Here is a 23,662-nt window from a genome sequence, read left to right on the forward strand (position 1 = left end):
TTGCGCACTGGAACAGCGCAAAATGTCGCAGTTATGAAATTAAATGGTGCACAGGATATAAATCAGGCGGTTTTTTGAGCTGATTTTGCACCTGAATGGGGAGTCTGGATTCAAGTAATGCACCGCCAATTACACAGCCTGCGCGATGGCCACACCTCGGTCCCGCTGAAAAAAACCGAGCAAAAAAAAACGGAGCCCGAAGGCTCCGCTTTTTCATGCAACCAACCCGATATCAGGCCAGTTTCTTGTGACGTACCCGGTGTGGCTGGGCAGCCGCTTCGCCGAGACGCTTTTTACGATCCGCTTCGTACTCGGTGTAGTTACCTTCGAAGAAAATCGCTTGCGAGTCGTCTTCGTACGCGAGGATGTGTGTCGCCACGCGGTCAAGGAACCACCGATCGTGAGAGATCACAATCGCGGCGCCCGGGAAGTCCAGCAGGGCTTCTTCCAGGGAACGCAGGGTTTCCACGTCGAGGTCGTTGGACGGTTCGTCGAGCAGCAGGACGTTGCCGCCCTCCTTCAGGGTCAGCGCCAGGTGCAGACGACCGCGCTCACCACCGGACAGGTCCTTGACGAACTTCTGCTGATCGCCGCCCTTGAAGTTGAAACGACCGACGTAGGTACGCGACGGGATCTCGTAGTTGCCGATGCGGATCTGGTCGGAACCGTCGGAGATTTGCTGGAATACAGTCTTGCTGCCATCCAGGTCATCACGGCTCTGGTCAACGCAGGCCAGTTGCACGGTTTCACCGACTTCGATGCTGCCCGAATCCGGTTGTTCCTTGCCCATCAGCATGCGGAACAGGGTCGACTTACCGGCACCGTTACCGCCGATCACGCCGACAATGGCGCCTTTCGGCATCGAGAACGACAGGTTGTCGATCAGCACGCGATCGCCGTAGCCCTTGGTGACGTTCTTGAATTCGATGACCTTGTCGCCCAGGCGCGGACCGGCCGGGATGTAGATCTCGTTGGTTTCGCTGCGCTTCTGGAATTCCTGCGATTGCATTTCTTCGAAGCGTTGCAGACGCGCCTTGGATTTCGACTGGCGGGCTTTCGCGCCTTTGCGCACCCACTCCAGTTCTTCTTTCATGGCTTTTTCGTGGGCCGACTGCTGCTTGGATTCAGCCGCCAGACGATCGGACTTGGCTTCGAGCCAACCGGAGTAGTTGCCTTCGTACGGAATGCCCGCGCCGCGGTCGAGTTCGAGAATCCAGCCAGCGACGTTATCGAGGAAGTAACGGTCGTGCGTGATTGCTACCACAGTGCCCGGGAAGTCGTGGAGGAAGTGCTCCAGCCACGCCACCGAGTCGGCGTCCAAGTGGTTGGTCGGTTCGTCGAGCAGCAGCATGTCCGGCGCGGACAGCAACAGGCGGCACAGGGCCACACGACGCTTTTCACCACCGGACAGGTGTTCTACTTTCGCATCCCAGGCCGGCAGACGCAGCGCATCGGCGGCGACTTCCAGTTGACGCTCAAGGTTGTGACCATCGCTGGCCTGCAGGATCGCTTCGAGTTTGGCTTGCTCGGCGGCGAGCTTGTCGAAGTCGGCATCCGGATCGGCGTAAGCGGCGTAGACCTCGTCCAGACGCGCTTGCGCATCCTTGATCACGCTGACCGCTTCCTCGACCACTTCACGCACGGTCTTGGTCGGATCAAGTTGTGGCTCTTGCGGCAGATAACCGATGTTCAGGTCCGGCATCGGACGGGCTTCGCCCTCGAACTCGGTGTCGACGCCGGCCATGATTTTCAGCAGCGTGGACTTACCCGAACCGTTGAGGCCGAGTACGCCGATCTTGGCGCCGGGGAAGAACGACAGCGAAATGTTTTTGAGAATTTCCCGCTTCGGCGGAACAACTTTGCCCAGCCGATGCATGGTGAAGACGTATTGAGCCATGGAGAACCTTGGGTCAGTGACAGATGAATGATTGCAGCGCAGGCGAAGCCCGGCCAGACCATGCGCGTCGTTCACTTGATGGTTATCAATGCGTGCGCGCTGAAAAAGTCTGAGTCTAGGAGCTGGACCAGACGCTGTTAAAACGTAACGAGCGAAGGAAAGACAAGGCGAAAACAGGCGAGGACGCGGAGTTTACGGGTTGTAAATGAGCAGTCCGAGCCTGTTTTCAACGCAGTATTTCCGAGCGCAGTAGTTTTAACAGTGTCTGGGCTCCCGCGTAACCGGCAAAGCTACCTTAATGATGAAAGGCAGTCCAGCCGAGCGGGGCTGGCACTTCGCCACAACTCAAGGCATGCTAGCCGCCCTTTGGGCGTCCGGCTTATAGTGCACGTCGCGCCAGTCCAGCCAGACCGCAGGATTACAGCTTGTCCAACGTCACTCCGCCAGCCTCTGTGAGCAGCACCCAACCGGCGCCCGGCTCGTCCCTGCGCGGTACATTAAAGGGTGCGCTGGCGACGCTCGTGCTTTTATTGCTCGCGTTGCTGTTCTGGCAACTGCTCGATCAACTGCGCGAAACCCAGAAAAACCAGCGTCAGTACACCATCGATTACACCGCCGACCTCGCCGCGCAGGTCAGCCTGAACATGGCGCTGAACGCGCAAATCGCCCTCAATCTGCTACCGATCGTCGAACAACCGCAATCAGCCGACGAACAGCAGGTGCTATTGCGCAAGCTCCAGCAATCCTTGCCTGACCTGCGCAGCCTGGCCCTGCTCACCCCTTCCGGCAAAATCATCAGCGACAGTGACGACAACAGCCACGACGCCAGCTACCTCACCGAACTGGTGCGCCGCAGCCGTGCACAGGCGCATTACTTCAGCAACGCCGACGACGGTTCTGTGGTGCATCTGTTATTGCATCAGGCCAGCGGCAGCACGCGCGGTTATTGGGCATTGCGCCTGACGCCGACGTTCTTCGACTCGCTGACCAAACAGGGCGAAACCGGCATCCGCCCGTTGTGGCTGGTGGAAAACCGCCTCAATCATCAGATCATCAGCCGCGACGAAGCGCAGCCCTCGGCCAAGGCCGGCGTCTTGAGTCCGGACGACATGGCCAACACGGTGTTGACCGTGCCGCTGAGCAGCAGCGACTGGCAGTTGCGTGGTTTGTTTGACCGCCAGCGCGTGCTCGAAGAACTGCTGCCGGCGTTCATCGGCAAATGCCTGCTGGGCCTGGCGTTCTCGATGTTGCCGGTGATTGCCCTGCTCAACATGCGCCGGCGCCAGCGCCAGTTGCATGAGGGGCGCCGCCGTTATCAGGACATTTTCGAAGGCACTGGCGTGGCCCTCTGTGTGCTGGACCTGTCCGGTTTGAAGCAGGTGTTCGACAAGGCGCAGATCCAGACCAGCGACCAGCTCAAGGCCTGGCTCGACCAACCGGCGCAGCGCCAACAACTGTTGCAGGAACTGCGCGTCACCGAGGTCAACCAGGTCGCGCTGCAACTGCTTAACGTCAACTCCTGCGAGCACGCCTGGCAGCTGTTGATCGACGGCCATCCGCACCGCCAGTGCGCCATCGGCAATCAAGTGCTCGACGCCGTGTTGCAGCAACAAAAGCAGCTGGAACTGGAAATCAAACTGCCGGACATCAACGGCCGCGACCAGCACCTGTGGATGGTGTTGCGTCTGCCGACCGAGCAGCACGACTACAAAGCGGTGATCCTCAGCATCAACGACATCACCAGCCGCAAGCTGATCGAACTGTCGTTGCTCGAACGCGAAGGCTTCTGGTCGGACGTGGTGCGCACGGTGCCGGATCACCTGTATGTGCAGGACGTGATCAGCCAGCGGATGATTTTCAGCAACCATCACCTCGGCCAGACGCTCGGCTACAACCGCACCGAACTGCACCAGATGGGCGAGTATTTCTGGGAAATCCTGCTGCACCCGGAAGATGCCGACTACTACCATCGCTCGCGGCAGATGCAGCGCCACGCCGGTTACAGTCAGTTGCTCCAGTGCCAGTTGCGTTTCCGCCATCGCGACGGCAAATGGCGGCGTTTCGATATTCGCGAACAGGCGTTGGCTCGTGACAAGCATGATCAGGTGACGCGAATCATCGGCGTAGCCAAGGACATCACCGAACAGATCGAAGCCAGCGAATCCCTGCGCGACAGCGAGCAGCGCTATCGCATGCTCGCCGAAAGCATCAGCGACGTGATCTTCTCCACCGACAGCAAGCTCTCGCTGAACTACGTCAGCCCGTCGGTGCAGGCCGTGCTGGGTTATGACGCTGAGTGGATTTTCCAGAACGGCTGGCAATCGACCATCGCCAACCCGCAGCAACTGAGCGGCATCTACACGCTGATGGATCGCGTCAGCAAGGCGCTGGACAAACCCGAGCAACTGGCGGTGTTGCGCAATCAGGTGCAGACGCAATTGTTCCTGTTCGACTGCCTGCGCGCCGATGGCCGCAAGATCCCGATCGAGCTGCGTCTGGTGCTGGTATGGGACGAGCATGGCGCGTTTGAGGGTGTGCTCGGTGTCGGTCGCGATATCAGCCAGCAGCGCCGCGCCGAGAAAGACCTGCGTATGGCTGCCACGGTATTCGAGCACTCGACCTCGGCGATTCTGATCACCGACCCGGCCGGTTACATCGTGCAGGCCAACGAAGCCTTCAGCCGCGTCAGCGGTTACGCGGTGAGCGAAGTGCTCGACCAGTTGCCGAACATGCTCACCGTTGATGAGCAACAGGATGCGCACCTGCGCTACGTGCTCAAACAATTGCATCAGCACAACACCTGGGAAGGCGAAGTCTGGCTCAAGCGTCGCAACGGCGAGCATTACCCGGCGTGGGTCGGCATCACCGCGGTGCTCGACGACGAAGGCGATCTGGCCAGTTACGTGTGCTTCTTCAGCGATATCAGCGAGCGCAAGGCCAGCGAGCAACGGATTCACCGCCTCGCCTACTACGACGCCCTGACCCACTTGCCGAACCGCACGCTGTTCCAGGATCGTCTGCACACTGCGCTGCAATCGGCCGAGCGGCAGAAGTCGTGGGTGGTGCTGATGTTCCTCGACCTCGACCGTTTCAAACCGATCAACGACTCCCTCGGCCACGCCGCCGGCGACCGCATGCTGAAAGACATGGCCACGCGCCTGCTGGCCTGCGTCGACGATGACGACACCGTGGCGCGCATGGGCGGCGACGAATTCACTTTGCTGCTGCAACATCGCTCCAGCCGCGAACTGGCGCTGAACCGGGCGATTCATGTCGCCGAGCAGATCCTCGGCAGCCTGGTGCGGCCATTCGTGCTCGAAGGTCGCGAGTTCTTCGTCACCGCCAGTATCGGCATCGCCCTGAGTCCGCAGGACGGCAACGAACTCAGCCAGTTGATGAAGAACGCCGACACCGCGATGTACCACGCCAAGGAGCGCGGCAAGAACAACTTCCAGTTCTATCAGGCCGACATGAACGCCAGTGCACTGGAGCGTCTGGAACTGGAAAGCGATTTGCGCCACGCCTTGGAACAGAACGAATTCGTCCTGTATTACCAACCGCAATTCAGCGGTGACGGCAAACGCCTGACCGGCGCCGAAGCGCTGTTGCGCTGGCGTCATCCACGCCGTGGCCTGGTGCCGCCGGGGGATTTCATTCCGGTGCTGGAGGAGCTGGGTCTGGTGGTGGACGTCGGCGACTGGGTGATCAGCGAGGCGTGCCGTCAGTTGAAGACCTGGCACCAGAACCGTGTGCGCGTGCCGAAGGTGTCGGTGAACATCTCGGCGCGGCAATTTTCCGATGGCCAGCTCGGCACGCGGATCGCCACGATCCTGCGCGAAACCGGCCTGCCGCCAGCGTGTCTGGAGCTGGAACTGACCGAAAGTATCCTGATGCGTGAAGTCAGCGAAGCGATGCAGATTCTTGCCGGGCTGAAAAACCTTGGTTTGAGCATCGCAGTCGATGACTTCGGCACCGGTTACTCATCGCTGAACTACCTCAAGCAATTCCCGATCGACGTGCTGAAGATTGACCGGACCTTTGTCGATGGTTTGCCGTCCGGTGAGCAGGACGCGCAGATAGCCCGGGCGATCATCGCCATGGCGCATAGCCTGAATCTGGCGGTGATCGCCGAGGGCGTGGAAACCCATGAACAGCTGGACTTCTTGCGTGAGCATGGCTGCGATGAGGTTCAGGGGTATCTGTTCGGCCGGCCGATGCCGGCGGGGCGGTTTGAGGCGCAGTTCAGCAATGACGCGCTCTTCATGTTCGACTGAAGTCCTGCGATCTTTTGAGGCCGGCACAATCACCATCTATCTGCGCATGAACGCCACTTGTCTGCGACATGATGTCGTTTCATATGCCATCCAAAACCCATTGGGTTAGAATGCCCCCCTTTTCTGCCCCCGATCCTTGAGGACCGCCATGTTCAGCCGTGATTTGACTATTGCCAAGTACGACGCCGACCTTTTTGCCGCCATGGAGCAAGAAGCTCAGCGCCAGGAAGAACACATTGAGCTGATCGCTTCGGAAAACTACACCAGCCCAGCGGTGATGGAAGCTCAAGGCTCGGTCCTGACCAACAAGTACGCTGAAGGTTACCCAGGCAAGCGTTACTACGGTGGTTGCGAGTACGTTGACGTTGTTGAGCAACTGGCCATCGACCGCGCCAAAGAGCTGTTCGGCGCCGATTACGCCAACGTTCAGCCGCACGCCGGTTCGCAAGCCAACGCTGCCGTTTACCTGGCCCTGCTGCAAGGTGGCGACACCATTCTGGGCATGAGCCTGGCCCACGGTGGTCACCTGACCCACGGCGCCAGCGTTTCCTCCTCCGGCAAGCTGTACAACGCCGTACAGTACGGCATCGACGCCAACGGCCTGATCGACTACGACGAAGTCGAGCGTCTGGCGGTTGAGCACAAGCCGAAAATGATCGTGGCCGGTTTCTCTGCCTACTCGCAGATTCTCGACTTCCCGCGTTTCCGCGCCATCGCTGACAAAGTCGGCGCTTACCTGTTCGTCGACATGGCCCACGTGGCCGGTCTGGTCGCCGCTGGCGTCTACCCGAACCCGGTGCCTTTCGCTGACGTCGTGACCACCACCACCCACAAGACCCTGCGCGGTCCACGTGGTGGCCTGATCCTGGCTCGCGCCAACGCCGAGATCGAGAAGAAGCTGAACTCCGCGGTATTCCCGGGCGCCCAGGGTGGCCCGCTGGAGCACGTGATCGCCGCTAAAGCGATCTGCTTCAAGGAAGCGCTGCAGCCTGAGTTCAAGGCCTACCAGGAACAAGTGGTGCTGAACGCCCAGGCCATGGCCGAAGTGTTCATCGAGCGCGGTTTCGACGTAGTTTCGGGCGGTACCAAGAACCACCTGTTCCTGCTGTCGCTGATCAAGCAGGACATCTCCGGTAAAGACGCCGACGCCGCGCTGGGCAAAGCGTTCATCACCGTGAACAAGAACTCCGTGCCAAACGATCCACGCTCGCCGTTCGTCACCTCCGGCCTGCGCTTCGGTACTCCGGCTGTGACCACTCGCGGCTTCAAGCAAGCCGAGTGCAAAGAGCTGGCTGGCTGGATCTGCGACATCCTGGCTGACCTGAACAACGAGGCGGTGATCGACGCCGTTCGTGAGAAAGTCAAAGCCATCTGCAAGAAACTGCCGGTATACGGCGCTTAATTGCGACGTTAAACCCGCAGCATGAAAAACCGGCCAAGTGATTGGCCGGTTTTTTTTCGCCTGTGATTCCCCTGTAGGAGCTGCCGAAGGCTGCGATCTTTTGATCTGGATCTTAAAAACAAGATCAAAAGATCGCAGCCTTCGGCAGCTCCTACACGTGGCTATGGCCACTGGTCAGACCGGTCATGCCAATTTTGATATTTTCACTTGTCATCCCGAAAAACCCGAGCGTAGACTGCACCCGCACTGGACATACCGGTAAGACCACAATAATTAAGTCCTGAATCTGATGCGCCACGCGCACGGCAGCCAGGACACCGACCAGGATTCCTCCCATGCTCAGATGGTGCTCGCGTTCAATCTTCCTCCAAGTGGTTCTCGGACTGATGCTCGGCATCGTCTGCGGGCTGACCCTTCCTGAATACTCGGCCCAGCTCAAACCGCTCGGCGACGGCTTCATCAAACTGATCAAGATGCTCATCGGCCTCATCGTGTTCTGCGTGGTGGTCAGCGGCATCAGCGGCGCCGGCGATCTGAAGAAGGTCGGGCGCATCGGCCTGAAATCGGTGATCTACTTCGAAGTCCTGACCACCATCGCGCTGGTGATCGGCCTGGTCTTCGCCTTCAGCACCGGCATCGGCAGCGGCGCGAATATCCATCTCGAGCAATTGTCCGCCGCCGATATGGGCGATATCGCCGAACGCGGCCAGCACATGCACACCACCACGCAGTTCTTGATGGACCTGATCCCGACCTCGGTGATTGGCGCCTTCGCTGAAAACAACATTCTGCAGGTGCTGCTGTTTTCGGTGCTGTTTGGCAGCGCGTTGAATCTGGTCGGTGAAGCGGCCTCCGGGATCTCCCGGCTGATCAACGAACTGAGCCATGTAATCTTCCGGATCATGGGCATGATCGTGCGTCTGGCACCGATCGGCGTGTTCGGCGCCATCGCCTTCACCACCAGCAAATATGGCCTTGATTCCCTGCAACACCTGGGCAGTCTGGTCGGTTTGTTCTACCTGACCTGCATCGCATTCGTCAGCGTGATTCTCGGTCTGGTGATGCGTGCCTCCGGCCTGCGCATGTGGCCGCTATTGAAGTACCTGCGTGAAGAACTGCTGATTGTCATGGGCACGGCATCGTCCGACGCGGTGCTGCCGCAGATCATGCGCAAACTCGAACATCTCGGCATCGGCAGCTCGACCGTAGGGCTGGTGATTCCGACCGGGTACTCGTTCAACCTCGACGGTTTCTCGATCTACCTGACTTTAGCCATCGTATTCATTGCCAACGCCACGGGCACACCGCTGGCCATGACCGATTTGCTGACCATTTTGCTGGTGTCGCTGATCACCTCCAAAGGTGCCCACGGCATTCCGGGGTCGGCGCTGGTGATTCTGGCGGCAACATTGACGGCGATTCCGGCGATCCCGGTGGTCGGTCTGGTCTTGGTGTTGGCGGTGGACTGGTTCATGGGCATCGGCCGGGCACTCACCAATCTCATCGGCAACTGCGTCGCTACTGTCGCCATCGCCCGTTGGGAAAAGGACATCGACGTCCAACGCGCCAACAAAGTACTCAGCGGTCAGCAGGGCTACACCTTTCAGCCGCGTAAAGCAGCAACTCCGGCGCACCAGCAGGAGTTCTGATTTCAACCCGGCAGGCGCTGCCGCAAGCGGCGATCTTTTGATCGAATTTGCGGCGGCCCTCGCAGGCACATGGAGCAAGACAAGTGATTACCACATCAACCGTCGTCAACTCAGTCGTAGAAAAACTCCGCGCCGCATTGGCCCGTGGCCAGTGGCGCTCCGGCGACATGCTGCCAGGCCAGCGTGAACTGGCGGAACAACTGGGTATCAGCCGTCCGAGCCTGCGTGAAGCGGTGATCGTCCTGGAAACCCTTGGTCTGGTGCGTTCGATGCCGGGCAAAGGCGTGGTCGTCCTCGACGCACAACTGAGCGACAGCCAGAGCCACGACAGCGCGGTGGCCGGCGCCAGCCTCGAAGACGTGCTGCAACTGCGCTACACCCTTGAGCCGTTCATTGTCGGTCTGGTCGCACAATCGATCAGCAGCAAGGAAGTCGGCCAGTTGCGCCTGACCCTGATGGACATGCGCGAAGCCCTCGAAGCCGGCGACAGTGAGGCCGGGGTCAGCGCCTACATCGCCTTCCACGAAGAGCTGTTCACCCTGACCTCGAATCCGATCTTCCAGAGTGTGGTGCAGCAAACCAGCAACGCGCTCAAGCAGAGCGCCGAGGTGCTGCGCAATTCGCCGGAGCATCTGGCCGAGCGCCTGGAAGAAAACGAAGCGGTGGTCCGCGCGATCCGCAGCAAGAACAGCGCCCAGGCCAGTGCCGAAATGCGTCGGCATATTCTGCGCGAAGGCCAGCGCATGGGCATTGAGCTGAATATTCCGGAAGACAACCTGAGTCGCTGATCCAATGGGAGACCGGTCATGAACAGTTTCGCCTCACCGTCGCCAACCCAATCGACTACTGCCCCCCTGCCCTTCTCCCGCCTGCGCGCATCGGTGGAGGATCTGTATCCGCGACTGTTCGATGCGATTCTGGAACGGCGCATCGATTCGGCCAGCCGTTTTACCGAGGACAGTTTGAAAGAGATGTTCGGCGCCAGTCGCGCCGATGTGCGCCGGGTGCTGACCCAACTGTCCCATGAGCACGTCATAGTCTTGCGCGCCAATCACCGGCCGCGGGTGGCGGCACCTGATCGGGAACAAACGCGGCAGGCCCTGCATGCGCGGCGGCTGACCGAGAGCACGCTGGTGCGGCTGGCGTGTCAGCGGCCGCAGGCAGACAATTTGAAGCACCTTCGCACGCTGATCGAGCGCGAACGTCAGGCGGTCGAGCAGGATCGGCGGGGTGCGGCGATTCGCTTGTCCGGGGAGTTTCATCTGCAATTGGCGCAAATGGCGGGGAATGCACCGTTGGCGCATTTTCTTGGCAGTCTGGTGCCGCTGACGTCGCTGGCGATTGCGCGATGTGAGGGTTCTACGCACAGCTGTTGCGCGTGGCAGGAACATAAAGCGCTGGTTGAGGCGGTGGAGCGTGGCGATGCCTCCAAGGCTGGCATGCTGATGAGTCGGCATCTGGATCATCTTGAGCAGACATTGCTGGGTTCAGACCTTGAGCAATGTGCTGTCGGTTAGACCGCCTTCGCGAGCAAGCTCGCTCCCACAGTTGACCGCATTTCTCTGGACGGAATACGGTCTCCTGTGGGAGCGAGCTTGCTCGCGAAGAGGCCATCACTGACAACCAAGATCCATCAGGCAGAAGCCACTCTGGCAAACCCCGCCCGAATCTTCTCTTCCGGCAAATCATCGGCAATAAACACAATCACACTTTCCCGCGCCTCACCCTCGGCCCATTCGGTATCCCAGTCAAAACCATAAAGCTTCAACACACCCTGAAACACCAGGCGCCGATCCTCACCCGCGATGTTCAGCACACCTTTGTAACGCAACAATTGCTTACCGTGTTCTTCGAGCAACTCATTCATGAACTCGCTGAGCTGATCGATATCCAGCGGCTGATCGGTGCGCAATACCAGACTGGAAATGCGATCAATCGATGGCGCCTTGCCCACCGGACGCAGGCTCAATCCACCGCCGAGATCGGCGTTGAGGTTGAAGCCGCGCACATCAAGAAGTTCTGCCAGATCAATGTTGCCGTGCTCGACCACACGAATCGGCGCCCGGCGGTTGATCCGTGTCAGGCGCTCGCTCAGTGCGTTGAACGTAGCCTCATCGACCAGATCGGTTTTGCTCACCAGCAAGCGGTCGGCAAAGCCGATCTGCGCCTGGGCGATGGTCTGGCTCAGATGCACGTCGGCATGGGCGGCATCGACCAGGGTGATGATGCCGTCGAGCAGGTAGCGCTCGCGCAATTCCTCATCGATGAAAAAGGTCTGCGCCACGGGTGCCGGATCGGCCAGGCCGGTGCACTCAATCACCAGACGATCGAACGCAATCTCACCGCTGTCCAGCCGTTCAAGCAGCAAGTACAGCGCCTTGGTCAGGTCAGTGTGAATGGTGCAGCACACGCAGCCGTTGGCCAGGGTCATGACTTGCACCGGCTCATCACCCAGCAACTGAGTGTCGATGCCGGCGTCACTGAATTCGTTTTCAATCACGGCGATTTTCAGGCCGTGCTCGGCTTTCAAAATATGGCGCAGCAAAGTGGTCTTGCCAGCGCCGAGGAAACCGCTGAGTACCGTGACCGGGATGGGAGAGGACAAACGCTTTCTCCTTCACAAAATGAATGAACAACACAAAAACAACTGTGGGAGCGAGCCTGCTCGCGAAACCGGTGTGTCAGTCAAATCATTCATCAACTGACAATCCGTATTCGCGAGCAGGCTCGCTCCCACAGGGTTAGCACTGGCCTCTGGCTGTCAGCTCAACAGCACTTCGGCCCACCCTTGCCACCGTAACGCGCCTCCTGACGTTCGCGAAAGAACATCTCGTAGCTCATCACCGGTTTGTCCGGGTGCTTGGTTTGCATATGCTCGACGTAGGTGTCGTAGTCGGGCATGCCGACCATCAGGCGCGCGGCCTGACCGAGGTATTTACCGAGGCGACTCAGGTCATTGAACATGGTGCAATCCTCTGGTTACGCATCCGGCAGAGCCTGGAATGGCGATTCTTTATCCGTACGCTCTTTCTTGCCCCAGGCGGCGATGCCGACCTTCAGCGCATAGAACAGGATGCTGAAGACCACGAACAGGAACAGCGCGGTAAGCGTTGCGTTGGTATAAGCGTTGAAGATTACGTGCTGCATCTGCTCGACGCTTTTTGCCGGTGCCAGCACCTGACCATTGGCCAGCGCATCGCTGTACTTCTTGGCCAGCGACAGGAAGCCGATCGCCGGGTTGGCATCGAACAGTTTGATGAAACCAGCAGTCGTGGTGCAGATCAGCAGCCAGGTGGCCGGCAGCAGGGTGACCCAGATGTAGCGCTGGCGCTTCATCTTGATCAGCACCACAGTGCCAAGCATCAGCGCAATACCGGCCAGCATCTGGTTGGAGATACCGAACAGTGGCCACAAGGTATTGATGCCGCCCAGTGGATCGACCACGCCCTGATACAGCAACCAGCCCCACATCGCCACACAACCGGCGGTAGCAATCAGGTTGGCCGTCCACGATTCGGTGCGTTTGAGCGCCGGCACGAAAGAGCCGAGCAAGTCCTGCAGCATGAAACGCCCGGCACGTGTGCCCGCGTCAACGGCGGTCAGGATGAACAGCGCCTCAAACAGGATCGCGAAGTGGTACCAGAACGCCATGGTGTTTTCACCCGGCAGGACACTGTGCAGGATCTGCGCGATACCGACCGCCAGGGTCGGCGCACCACCGGCACGGGCCAGAATGGTGGTTTCGCCAATGTCATGCGCCACGGCTTGCAGCGCTTCCGGCGTGATCGCAAAGCCCCAGCTGGAGACCACTTGCGCAACCGAAGCGACATCACTGCCGACGACGGCAGCCGGGCTGTTCATGGCGAAGTACACGCCAGGCTCGATCACCGAAGCGGCAACCATGGCCATGATCGCGACGAACGATTCCATCAGCATGCCGCCGTAACCGATGTAACGGGCGTTGGTTTCGTTATCCAGCAGCTTCGGCGTGGTGCCCGAAGAAATCAGCGCGTGGAAACCGGATACCGCACCGCAAGCGATGGTGATGAACAGGAACGGGAACAGACCGCCCTTCCACACCGGACCGGTGCCGTCGACGAACTGGGTCAGCGCCGGCATTTTCAGCTCGGGCATGGTCACCAGAATACCGATCGCCAGAGCAACGATGGTGCCGATCTTGAGGAACGTTGAGAGGTAGTCGCGCGGTGCCAGAATCAGCCACACCGGCAGCGATGCAGCGACGAAACCGTAACCGACCAGCATCCAGGTAATCTGCACGCCGGTGAAGGTGAACGCCTTGGCCCACACTGGATCAGCGGCAATCTGCCCGCCCAGCCAGATCGAGCCGAGCAGCAGCAACACGCCGACCACGGAGATTTCGCCGATGCGGCCCGGGCGGATGTAGCGCATGTAAATGCCCATGAACATCGCAATCGGGATGGTCGCCATCACGGTGAAGATGCCCCACGGGCTTTCGGCCAATGCTTTCACCACGATCAGCGCCAGCACCGCGAGGATGATGATCATGATCAGGAAACAGCCGAACAGTGCAATGGTGCCGGGAATACGGCCCATTTCTTCACGCACCATGTCGCCCAGGGAACGGCCGTTGCGCCGGGTCGACATGAACAGAACCATGAAGTCCTGCACCGCGCCCGCCAGCACCACGCCGGCAATCAGCCAAAGCGTGCCGGGCAAGTAGCCCATCTGCGCGGCCAGCACCGGGCCGACCAGAGGTCCGGCGCCAGCGATGGCGGCGAAGTGGTGACCGAAAAGAATGTGTTTGTTGGTCGGCACGAAGTCCAGACCGTCGTTGTTGAGCACGGCGGGGGTGGCCCGACGCGGGTCAAGTTGCATCACATTGTTGGCGATGAACAGACTGTAGTAACGGTACGCAACCAGATAAATGGCCACGGCGGCGACCACAATCCACAAGGCATTGATCGCCTCGCCTCGGCGCAATGCCACTACGCCAAGGGCGCACGCTCCTACGATTGCCAGCAGCAGCCAGGGTAAGTGGCGTAGCAGGCTATTATTATTTTTCATTTTATTATTCCAGCCAGGGTGGACAAGAAAGACAGCCACCCCGAGTTTAGCGCTTACGGCGCCAAAGGCCATACCCCGACGTTGGTCTAGACGCTTTAGCGATTGGCTGGCGCCTGCATTCGCGGTCTATAGTCAGCGAACCTTCATGAGGATTGCGCCATGAGCGAGCACCCCGCCAATCGACGTCGTTTCAAACGTATTGCGTTCGATGCCAGAACCGAGCTGAGTCAGGGCGAATACATCTGGCCGGTCAAACTGATTGATCTGTCGCTCAAAGGATTGCTGATCGAACAGCCGGAACCTTGGCTAGGGGACAAGTCGCAGGACTTTCTCGTCGACATTCATTTGAGCGATGACGTCGATATCCAGATGGATGTGCACTTGGCCCATGAAGAAAAAGGCCAGCTGGGTTTTGTCTGCCGACATATCAGCCTGGAATCGATCCAGCGCTTGCGGCGGTTGATCGAGTTGAATCTGGCGGATGAGTCCGAACTGGAGCGCGAGTTGGCTGCCCTGATCGAAATCTAGAATCCGCCACAGATCCAATGTAGGAGTGAGCCTGCTCGCGATAGCGATTTGTCATGCAACATTTGCGTTGACTGGTTCACCGCTATCGCGAGCAGGCTCACTCCTACAGAGGCCGGGGTTTATTCGAAGAGTGCGTCGAGGGCCTGTTCGAGGCGGGTCACGGCGATGATCTGCAAACCCGGCGGGGACTCCTTCGGCGCATTGCCCTTCGGCACGATCGCCCGCTTGAAGCCATGCTTGGCCGCCTCCTTCAGACGTTCCTGGCCGCTCGGGACCGGACGGACTTCACCGGACAAGCCCACCTCACCGAATACCAGCAGATCATGCGGCAACGGACGATTGCGCAAACTCGACATCACCGCCGCCATCAACGCCAGATCCGACGCCGTTTCCAGCACCTTCACCCCACCGACCACATTGAGAAAGACGTCCTGGTCGTGCGTCGGAATTCCTCCATGTCGATGCAAAACCGCGAGCAGCATCGCCAAACGGTTCTGATCCAGCCCCAGCGTCACCCGACGCGGATTGGCCAGATGGCTGTCATCGACCAGCGCCTGCACTTCCACCAGCATCGGCCGTGTGCCTTCCCACGTGGCCATGACCACACTGCCGGGGACTTCTTCCTGCGCACGGGTAAGAAAAATCGCCGAAGGGTTGGAGACTTCTTTCAACCCCTTGTCGGTCATGCCGAACACACCGAGTTCGTTGACCGCGCCGAAACGGTTTTTCACCGCACGCAGCAAACGCAAACGCCCATCGGACTCGCCTTCGAAATACAGCACGGTGTCGACCATGTGTTCGAGAACTCGGGGACCCGCGAGCGCGCCTTCCTTGGTGACGTGGCCGACGAGGAAAATCGCCGTGCCGCTCTGTTTTGCATAACGCACCAGCAGCGCCGCGCTCTCACGCACCTGGGAAACACCGCCGGGGGCCGATTGCAGCTGTTCGGTGAAGATCGTCTGGATCGAGTCGATCACCATCACCTTGGGCTTTTCCTGACGGGCGGTGGCGATGATGGTTTCGATGCAGGTTTCGGTCATTACCCGCAGTTGATCCTGCGGTAAGCCGAGGCGCCGGGCACGCATGGCCACTTGCTGTTGGGATTCTTCGCCGGTGACGTAGAGAGCCGGCATGCTTTTGGCCAGGTTGCACAGGGTCTGCAACAGAATGGTCGATTTGCCGATGCCCGGATCGCCGCCGATCAGCACCACCGAGCCGTCGACCAGACCGCCACCGAGGACCCGGTCCAGCTCACCGGACGCGGTGGAAAAGCGCGGGATTTCTTCGATGCTGACTTCGGCCAGGGTCTTGATCTGCGCCTGCTGCCCAGCCCAGCCGGTGCGCCCGGTCGGTGCCGTGGCACCGCCGCTTTCGATCATGGTCTCGGTCAGGGTGTTCCAGGCACCGCATTCACCGCACTGCCCGGCCCACTTGGGAAAGGTTGCGCCGCACTCGGTGCAACCGTACATGCGCTTGGCCTTGGCCATCAGAACCCCCGACAAAAACCGCGATGATAACGCACGTACCGCCGATCAGCGCGGCGCCGCACTACGGATTTCGCCACTGGCCAGACGCGCGGCGCTATTACCCAACGGATCTTCGGCATTCAGGTCCGCGCCCTTGGCCTTCAGCGCATCGAGCAATTCCAGACGCTTGAACAATCCGGCGTACATGGCTGCCGTCTGCCCGGCGCCATTACGCTGATCGGGGCTGCAATCAGTGGCCATCAGGCGCCGGGCGATCTGTACTTCACCTTTGAAAATCGCCCCCATCAGCGCGGTGTTGCCGCGTTGATCCTGGGCACAGGCATCGGCGCCGGCTGCAAGTAAACGCTCCACGGCTGGAGCCTGACCGTGATAGGCCGCCAGAATCAGCGCGGTGTAACCCTTGCTGTCGTGGGTGTCCAGGGAATACCCGGACTCGATGAACGTGTCGAGCATCGGCACATCACCGCGTCGGGCCGCATCGAAGTAATAGTCGCGCAGTTGGGCCTGGATTGCCTCGGGACTCTGCTCGACCGGTGCCGCCCATGCGGCGAACGACAGGCAACCGGCCAAGAGTAAAAGACAGCTTCGCATCAGCATTCTCCTTTAACGGAACGGGGCCTGACTCAGGCCCCGCGTGCGCGGCATCGGTATCAGTCGACCAGTTTCGCTGCCAGCGCCTTGACCCGGCTCAGGTCGCCTTTGGCCACTTCAGTGACGCCAGTGCCATATTCCGGATCGGCCTTATAAAGGAAGGACAGGATGATGTGCTTGCTCTCATCATCGGTGGTTGCCAGCGAGCCGCCGAAGCTGTCGATCAGGTCCCGGCGTTCCTTCTTGCTGAACGAGCGATACAGATCACCGGCCTGCTTGAAGTTCTGCTCACGCTGGATTTTCGCCTGCTGCGTGCTGCCCGATAGCGCCGATTGGCTGTAACGCGCGCCTGGCGTCTCGTCACGGGGTTGCAGTCGGCTTGGCTGATAGTTCACACCACTGTTGCTGGCGCCGAAGTTCATCGCGCCATCCTGGTTGCCATTGTTCACGGCAACTTTCGGCGCATTGATCGGCAATTGCAGGGCATTGGCACCCAGGCGATACATTTGCGTATCGGCATAAGAGAACACTCGGCCTTGTAACAAACGGTCTTCGGAAGGTTCGATACCTGGAACTACATTGGCTGGCGCCATGGCCACTTGTTCGGTTTCCTGGAAGACATTCGCCGGATTACGGTTCAACACCATTTGTCCAACTTTTCGTTCAGGAATACCTGGCCAAATCTTGGTGGCGTCTAATGGATCAAAATCAAACTTGGACAAATCTTGTGGTTTCAGCACTTGAATGTACAAGTCCCATTTCGGGAAGTTACCTTTATTAATGTTGCTCACCAGGTCATTGGTCATATGACTGTAGTCTTGACCCTGAACCTTCGCGACTTGTTTTGGCGTGAGGTTATTAAGTCCCTGCAAGCTCTTCCAGTGAAACTTGACGTAGTGAACTTCACCCTTGGCGTTAATCAACTTATAAGCATGAACACCATTACCGTCCATTTCTCGATAACTGGCCGGCGTTCCCGAGTTCGAATACAACTCGGTCAGGGTACGGGTGGCTTCCGGTACATGAGAAAAGAAGTCGAATCGGCGAGAATCGTCGTCAAGGTTTGTCCGCGGATCCGGTTTGAACGCGTGCACCATGTCGGGAAACTTGATCGCGTCGCGGATGAAAAAGGTCGGAAAGTTATTGCCGACCAGGTCCCAGTTGCCGTCGGCCGTGTAAAACTTGGTGGCGAAACCTCGTGGATCACGCAGGGTTTCCGGCGAGTGATTGCCGTGCACCACCGCGGAGAAGCGCACGAATACCGGCGTGCTCTGGCCAGCGGCGAACACCTTGGCCTTGCTCAGGTCAGTGAGATCGTTGGTCACGGTGAAGGTGCCATGGGCGCCGGTACCGCGGGCGTGAACCACACGCTCGGGAATGCGTTCACGGTCAAAACGCTGCAGCTTCTGAATCAACTGCACATCCTGCAGCAGCACCGGGCCATTGGCACCGGCGGTCTGCGAGTTCTGATTGTCGCCGACCGCTGCACCGTTATCGCGGGTCAGGGGCGCGGCGTTTACGGAGAAGGTCAACAGGCTGGCGGTGAGTACGCCGAGTGTGCGACGACGGGGAAAAGCCCCCAGTCCAAGTGCGGAGTTCATATCAGGATCCTCTGGTTTTTTTGGGCGCATCCAGGTGCGCCAACCCAAGGCTAGAGGCCTGCGGCGTCGAACATAAATAGAAAGAACGTAACGCCATGATTGAGAAAATTGGCTTTTCGATCAGCGAGTTACAGTATATTTCGCGCGCGATTGCTGGCACTTTGCAAACTAATCGTCGATTGATGTGTCGATAAAAACGGGCATTGTAAGAAGGTGTTTCGCGCAGGACGCGTTTTGCTGATTTACACTGCGTACACCAAACTCATCTGTAACAAGGAAATAACTATGGGCGTGCTAAGTGAGTTCAAGGCCTTCGCGGTCAAAGGCAATGTGGTCGACATGGCCGTCGGTATCATCATCGGTGCTGCCTTCGGCAAGATTGTTTCGTCGTTTGTCGGGGACGTCATCATGCCGCCAATCGGCCTGTTGATCGGTGGCGTGGACTTCAGTGATTTAGCCATCACGCTCAAAGCCGCCGATGGCGCTGCGCCTGCGGTGGTGATGGCCTACGGCAAATTCCTCCAGACCATTCTGGACTTCGTGATCGTCGCGTTCGCCATTTTCATGGGCGTAAAAGCCATCAACCGCCTCAAACGCGAAGAGGCCGTGGCCCCTACCCTGCCACCGGTGCCGACCAAGGAAGAAGAGTTGCTGGGCGAGATCCGCGACTTGCTCAAGGCCCAGAACACCCGGCCCTGAATGCTGTGCACGATAGAAACAACGGCGCCTTCGAGGCGCCGTTTGTTTACCAGTAGTTTTCCACGGCCACCTGACCGGGTCGGCGGGACAGGCTGAGGCTCATGTGGCGTTTTTTCAGCAGCGCGCGCGTGTCATCGATCATCTGTGGATTACCGCACAGCATGACGCGCGAGTGTTGCGCTGACAGCTCTACACCTGCTGCGCGCTCCAGCTCACCATTTTCAATCAGGGTGGTGATGCGCCCGTGCAGTGCACCAGGATGCGCTTCACGCGTCACCGTCGCGATGAACTGCAACTTGTGCGCATGCTCGCTGAGGTAGTCACGCTGCGTGAGTCCGGCAATCAACGCCTGATAGGCCAACTCCCGCGCTTCGCGCACGCTGTACACCAGAATGATGCGCTCGAATTTTTCCCAGACTTCAAAGTCCTGCAGAATCGACAGAAACGGCGCCACCCCGGTGCCTGTGGATAACAGCCACAGATCGCGACCGTCGACGAAACGGTCCAGCGTCAGGTAGCCGAAAGCCTGGCGATCCACCAGCAAGGTGTCGCCGACCTGCAGCCGACTCAGCTCACTGGTGAACTCCCCGCCCGGCACGACAATGGAAAAGAACTCAAGAAACTCGTCAAAAGGCGACGACACCATCGAATAGGCACGCCACACAATGCTGCCATCGGCTTTGGCCACACCGAGCCTGGCAAACTGCCCGGCGCGGAAACGGAACCCTGCATCCCGGCTGGTACGCAAGGTAAACAGGCTTGGGGTCAAGGGTTGAACATCAAGCAATGTCTGCGTGGTGTATTTCTCGGCACTGGCGGTCATGGGGCACTCCATTGAACGATTGCTGCCAGTGTCGCGCATATTGGTCGCCTTAAACACCGACGATGAGTAATGGCATTCAGCTATTCACCTACATGAATAGAAACTCAACTCATCAAGAAAACTTAAATGTAAAACTGAAAGTTAGGATGACGACCTGAATACTAAACGCCGTCATTCGCTAAGAACCTTTTATAAAAACATTCTCACCATCAATACCGAAAAAATTTAATGCCCCTTGTATGAAACGTCCTACACTCCGTTGCGTGCCGGATCTTTTGGATCCATTTTGCGCCCCCCCCAGCAATACCAATGGAGACTCTGTAATGGAAACGTGGAAGGAGTCGCAGTTAAAGCAACTGACTTTCGCCAGGGATATAGACGCTGCTTATACGATTTTGTTGAGATTCGCAGAAAACCTGGGCTTTAATTTTTGTGCCATTTCGGTTACTTCACCCAATCGGGAACTACGTCTTGATCCCATGCAAATCAACAACTACCCCAAAGAATGGAACGCACAATATGATCAGAAACATTACAGTAAAATCGACCCACTGATAGCACACTGCACTCACTCAATGATGCCCATCGTCTGGAGCGAGTCAGTATTTGCAGAAAAGCCTCAGCTTTGGCAGGGTTTGCAGCAATATGGACTGCAATATGGCTGGTCACAGTCGTTCCACCATGAGCAAAGCGGTTTGTGCAGCATTATCAGCCTGGCACGCAAGCATTGCCCCATCAGTCCTCTGGAGTTGTATGAACATTTTGGTTATATGTTCTACGCCACCAGTCACCTGAGTGAACTGTTCGCCCGGTCGCTGCCGCCCCAATCTCTCAAGCCCCGCCAACCGCACCTGTCGCCCCGCGAACTGGAGGTTCTGCAATTATCAGCCGGCGGCAAGACCGCTTATGAGATTTCGAAAATCCTCAGCCTGAGCGAACGCACCGTGAACTACCACGTGCAGAACGTCATCGAGAAACTCAACGTCTGCAACAAGATTTCCGCTGTCATCGCGGCCGCCAGAGCCGGCATCATCTAATCAAGCAGTCTTGCGTCCCCTATAAAACGTGCAGGTAATAACGTAGAAAAAAACGTACCATTCGCGCCCCTCCTGAGTGATGACGTGAACATTCGGCGTTGCAGTACACTCGGTCGGTGCCGCAGCACAATGTCAGGGCTGTGGAACACCCCGTTGATTACCCTGAGTTCCCGCCCCATGCCTTTGCTTGATACGCCCTTTGCCCAACTCGACCTGATCCGCCAGCCCGAACAGCAGAACGAACCGCTGCAAGCCTTCGATGCCGCTGACGAATACCTGCTCAACCATCTGGCGGCGCAACAACCGGCGGCGGACACGCGCGTATTGGTGCTCAACGACAGCTTTGGTGCCTTGGCTGCCAGTTTGTCGGGCAAGGTCAGGGTCAGTAGTAGCGGTGACTCCTTTCTCGGTTTCCAGGGGCTGGAAAAAAACCTGCTGCGCAATGGTCAGGCGTTTGACGCAGTTCGCGGGATCCCCGCCAGCGAGCCATTGGTCGGACCGTTCGACCGGGTGCTGATCCGCGTGCCGAAAACCCTCGCACTGCTGGAAGAACAACTGATCCGCTTGCAGGGACAACTCGCCCCCGGCGCCGAAGTCGTCGCAGCGGCCATGGTCAAACACCTGCCACGCGCCGCCGGTGATCTGCTTGAACGCTACATTGGCCCGGTGCAAGCTTCGCTGGCGGTGAAAAAGGCTCGCTTGCTGATTGCCACGCCTGAAGCAAAAGCCCCGGCCGTCTCGCCCTACCCGTCACGCTATCGCCTCGACGAGCCACCGATCGAGTTGCTCAACCACGCCAACGTGTTCTGTCGCGAAGGCCTGGATATCGGCACGCGTGCGTTCCTGCCGCATCTGCCGAAAAATCTGGGCAGCGCCCGAGTCGCCGATCTGGGCTGTGGCAACGGTGTACTGGCAATCGCGAGTGCTCTGCAAAACCCTGATGCGCACTACACGCTGGTCGACGAGTCGTACATGGCGGTGCAATCGGCTAGCGAAAACTGGCGCGCAGCGCTGGGCGACCGCGAAGTGATCGTGCGAGCCGGCGACGGCCTGGCCGGACAGGAAGCGCAGTCGCTGGACGTGGTGCTGTGCAATCCGCCGTTCCATCAGCAGCAAGTGGTGGGCGATTTCCTCGCCTGGCGCATGTTCCAGCAGGCGCGCGAAGCGCTGGTGGTGGGTGGCGCACTGTACATCGTCGGCAACCGCCATCTGGGTTACCACAGCAAACTGGCGCGGCTGTTCCGCGGCGTCGAGCAAGTGGCCGCCACGCCGAAATTCGTCATCCTCAAAGCGCGCAAGTAAACCTCAAGGCAAAAAAAACCCTCCGTGAGGAGGGTTGCAAAGCCGTACCCGAAGGCGCCGGGACGGGATGATTCAGTGCGTGGTCAGGCCTGCCGCATTCATGAACAGGCGCATCAGGCTCGCAGCGATAAACAGCGCACCGACGCTACCGACCCAGATCAAGGCCAACCAGCCGAGCCGCTGCCACAGCGGTTTTTTTTCGGCTTCTTCAATGTCGTGCAGGGAATGTTTGCCGGTCATTGTTTCGATCCTCAGTAAGATCGATGGCGCCGCTACCGACGCCATCGCGAGCAAGCTCGCTCCCAAAGGGTTGTGCTTAGTGATAACCGTCCTCATGGGTGACCTTGCCGCGGAACACGTAGTAGCTCCAGAAGGTGTAACCCAGGATGAACGGAATGATGAACAGCGTACCCACCAGCATGAAGCCCTGACTTTGCGGCGGTGCGGCGGCGTCCCAGATCGAGATCGACGGCGGCACGATATTCGGCCACAGGCTGATGCCCAGACCGCTGTAGCCGAGGAAGATCAGCACCAGGGTCAGCAGGAACGGCATGTAGTTGGCATTGCGCGCCACGGCGCGGATCAGGCCGTACATTGTCACCAACACCAGAATCGGCACCGGCATGAACCAGAACAGGTTCGGCATGCTGAACCAGCGCGAAGCGATTTCCGGGTGTGCCAGCGGTGTCCACAGGCTGACGACACCGATCACCGCCAACAGCACGAATGCCAGTGGCCGCGCCAGATTGTGCATTTGCTCTTGCAACTTGCCTTCGGTTTTCATGATCAGCCAGGTGCAGCCGAGCAAGGCATACGCCACCACGAGTGCGGCGCCGCAGAACAGAGTGAACGGTGTCAGCCAATCCAGCGAGCCGCCGGCGAACTGCCGATTGACCACCGGCAAGCCGTCGATGAACGCGCCCAACGCCACACCCTGGAAGAATGTCGCCGCCACGGAGCCGCCGATAAAGGCCTTGTCCCACAAGTGGCGCTTGTCGTCCTTGGCCTTGAAGCGGAATTCGAACGCCACGCCGCGGAAGATCAACCCGATCAGCATGAATATCAGCGGCAGATACAGCGCCGACAACACCACCGAATAAGCCAGCGGGAAGGCGCCGAACAATGCCGCGCCGCCCAGCACCAACCAGGTTTCATTGCCGTCCCAGACCGGCGCGACCGTGTTCATCATCACGTCACGGTCGACTTTGCCCGGGATGAACGGGAAAAGAATCCCGATGCCCAGATCGAAGCCGTCCATGACCACGTACATCATGATGCCGAAGATGATGATCACGGCCCAGATCAGCGGAAGATCAATACCCATGG

The 23,662-nt window shown here is 58.9% G+C and carries 19 protein-coding genes; 9 read left to right on the top strand and 10 right to left on the bottom strand.

Annotated features, from left to right (window positions below; translation table 11 throughout):
* Positions 1 to 232: 232 nt before the first annotated feature.
* Entirely contained in the window at positions 233 to 1,897 is a 1,665-nt protein-coding gene (ettA, locus tag H8F23_RS14730) for an energy-dependent translational throttle protein EttA (protein WP_093434780.1), read from the bottom strand.
* A gap of 425 nt (positions 1,898 to 2,322) precedes the next feature.
* Here ettA and morA point away from each other — a divergent pair, with 425 nt between their 5' ends.
* The 5 genes from morA (at position 2,323) to H8F23_RS14755 (ending at position 10,739) form a co-directional block, all read left to right on the top strand.
* Positions 2,323 to 6,171 carry a cyclic di-GMP receptor MorA gene (morA, locus tag H8F23_RS14735; protein ID WP_194934846.1) on the top strand — a complete coding sequence of 1,283 codons (3,849 nt, stop codon included), beginning with the start codon at positions 2,323 to 2,325 and terminating at the stop codon, positions 6,169 to 6,171.
* A 148-nt stretch (positions 6,172 to 6,319) separates the two neighbouring features.
* A complete protein-coding gene (gene glyA / locus H8F23_RS14740) occupies positions 6,320 to 7,573 on the top strand; it encodes a serine hydroxymethyltransferase (protein WP_093434775.1) in 1,254 nt (417 codons plus the stop codon).
* Between the two features lie 335 nt (positions 7,574 to 7,908).
* Complete coding sequence (locus H8F23_RS14745; RefSeq protein ID WP_116255873.1) at positions 7,909 to 9,222, top strand: C4-dicarboxylate transporter DctA; 1,314 nt, start codon at positions 7,909 to 7,911, stop codon at positions 9,220 to 9,222.
* An 83-nt stretch (positions 9,223 to 9,305) separates the two neighbouring features.
* On the top strand, positions 9,306 to 10,010 hold the full coding sequence (locus H8F23_RS14750; RefSeq protein WP_034153832.1) for a FadR/GntR family transcriptional regulator: 705 nt from the start codon (positions 9,306 to 9,308) through the stop codon (positions 10,008 to 10,010).
* A gap of 18 nt (positions 10,011 to 10,028) precedes the next feature.
* Positions 10,029 to 10,739 carry a GntR family transcriptional regulator gene (locus tag H8F23_RS14755; protein ID WP_194934847.1) on the top strand — a complete coding sequence of 237 codons (711 nt, stop codon included), beginning with the start codon at positions 10,029 to 10,031 and terminating at the stop codon, positions 10,737 to 10,739.
* 116 nt (positions 10,740 to 10,855) lie between these two features.
* Here H8F23_RS14755 and yjiA read toward each other — a convergent pair whose 3' ends face one another.
* The 3 genes from yjiA to H8F23_RS14770 all read right to left on the bottom strand — a co-directional run bounded on the left by yjiA (position 10,856) and on the right by H8F23_RS14770 (position 14,268).
* Positions 10,856 to 11,827, bottom strand: coding sequence for a GTPase (gene yjiA / locus H8F23_RS14760; RefSeq protein WP_194934848.1), 972 nt, complete (start codon positions 11,825 to 11,827; stop codon positions 10,856 to 10,858).
* Positions 11,828 to 11,988: 161 nt separating this feature from the next.
* The gene (locus H8F23_RS14765; RefSeq protein WP_003228401.1) at positions 11,989 to 12,186 is read right to left on the bottom strand and encodes a YbdD/YjiX family protein; all 198 of its coding nucleotides are present in this window, start codon (positions 12,184 to 12,186) and stop codon (positions 11,989 to 11,991) included.
* 15 nt (positions 12,187 to 12,201) lie between these two features.
* The gene (locus H8F23_RS14770; protein ID WP_194934849.1) at positions 12,202 to 14,268 is read right to left on the bottom strand and encodes a carbon starvation CstA family protein; all 2,067 of its coding nucleotides are present in this window, start codon (positions 14,266 to 14,268) and stop codon (positions 12,202 to 12,204) included.
* A gap of 159 nt (positions 14,269 to 14,427) precedes the next feature.
* Between H8F23_RS14770 and H8F23_RS14775 the strand changes: the two genes are divergently transcribed.
* Positions 14,428 to 14,796 carry a PilZ domain-containing protein gene (locus H8F23_RS14775; RefSeq protein ID WP_194934850.1) on the top strand — a complete coding sequence of 123 codons (369 nt, stop codon included), beginning with the start codon at positions 14,428 to 14,430 and terminating at the stop codon, positions 14,794 to 14,796.
* 119 nt (positions 14,797 to 14,915) lie between these two features.
* On the opposite strand, the gene radA is transcribed toward H8F23_RS14775, so the two are convergent.
* From radA to katB, 3 genes are read right to left on the bottom strand one after another with little or no spacing between them, the layout of a single operon-like run.
* Positions 14,916 to 16,283: a DNA repair protein RadA gene (radA, locus tag H8F23_RS14780; RefSeq protein WP_007909773.1), complete on the bottom strand. Its 1,368-nt coding sequence runs from the start codon at positions 16,281 to 16,283 to the stop codon at positions 14,916 to 14,918.
* A gap of 45 nt (positions 16,284 to 16,328) precedes the next feature.
* A complete protein-coding gene (locus tag H8F23_RS14785; protein ID WP_194934851.1) occupies positions 16,329 to 16,874 on the bottom strand; it encodes an ankyrin repeat domain-containing protein in 546 nt (181 codons plus the stop codon).
* Positions 16,875 to 16,933: 59 nt separating this feature from the next.
* A complete protein-coding gene (katB, locus tag H8F23_RS14790; protein WP_194934852.1) occupies positions 16,934 to 18,475 on the bottom strand; it encodes a catalase KatB in 1,542 nt (513 codons plus the stop codon).
* Between the two features lie 285 nt (positions 18,476 to 18,760).
* Between katB and mscL the strand changes: the two genes are divergently transcribed.
* Positions 18,761 to 19,174: a large-conductance mechanosensitive channel protein MscL gene (mscL, locus tag H8F23_RS14795; protein WP_038361758.1), complete on the top strand. Its 414-nt coding sequence runs from the start codon at positions 18,761 to 18,763 to the stop codon at positions 19,172 to 19,174.
* Between the two features lie 46 nt (positions 19,175 to 19,220).
* Here mscL and H8F23_RS14800 read toward each other — a convergent pair whose 3' ends face one another.
* Complete coding sequence (locus tag H8F23_RS14800) at positions 19,221 to 19,997, bottom strand: ferredoxin--NADP reductase (protein WP_194934853.1); 777 nt, start codon at positions 19,995 to 19,997, stop codon at positions 19,221 to 19,223.
* A 323-nt stretch (positions 19,998 to 20,320) separates the two neighbouring features.
* Here H8F23_RS14800 and H8F23_RS14805 point away from each other — a divergent pair, with 323 nt between their 5' ends.
* A complete protein-coding gene (locus tag H8F23_RS14805) occupies positions 20,321 to 21,034 on the top strand; it encodes an autoinducer binding domain-containing protein (RefSeq protein ID WP_194934854.1) in 714 nt (237 codons plus the stop codon).
* A gap of 177 nt (positions 21,035 to 21,211) precedes the next feature.
* Positions 21,212 to 22,336: a methyltransferase gene (locus tag H8F23_RS14810; protein WP_194934855.1), complete on the top strand. Its 1,125-nt coding sequence runs from the start codon at positions 21,212 to 21,214 to the stop codon at positions 22,334 to 22,336.
* 72 nt (positions 22,337 to 22,408) lie between these two features.
* On the opposite strand, the gene H8F23_RS14815 is transcribed toward H8F23_RS14810, so the two are convergent.
* Together H8F23_RS14815 and cydB are read right to left on the bottom strand one after the other, a co-directional pair.
* Positions 22,409 to 22,576: a DUF2474 domain-containing protein gene (locus tag H8F23_RS14815; protein ID WP_194934856.1), complete on the bottom strand. Its 168-nt coding sequence runs from the start codon at positions 22,574 to 22,576 to the stop codon at positions 22,409 to 22,411.
* Positions 22,577 to 22,652: 76 nt separating this feature from the next.
* Positions 22,653 to 23,660 carry a cytochrome d ubiquinol oxidase subunit II gene (cydB, locus tag H8F23_RS14820; RefSeq protein ID WP_093434736.1) on the bottom strand — a complete coding sequence of 336 codons (1,008 nt, stop codon included), beginning with the start codon at positions 23,658 to 23,660 and terminating at the stop codon, positions 22,653 to 22,655.
* Positions 23,661 to 23,662: the final 2 nt, after the last annotated feature.

Source organism: Pseudomonas neuropathica (assembly GCF_015461835.1).
GTDB classification, from domain to species: Bacteria; Pseudomonadota; Gammaproteobacteria; order Pseudomonadales; family Pseudomonadaceae; genus Aquipseudomonas; species Aquipseudomonas neuropathica.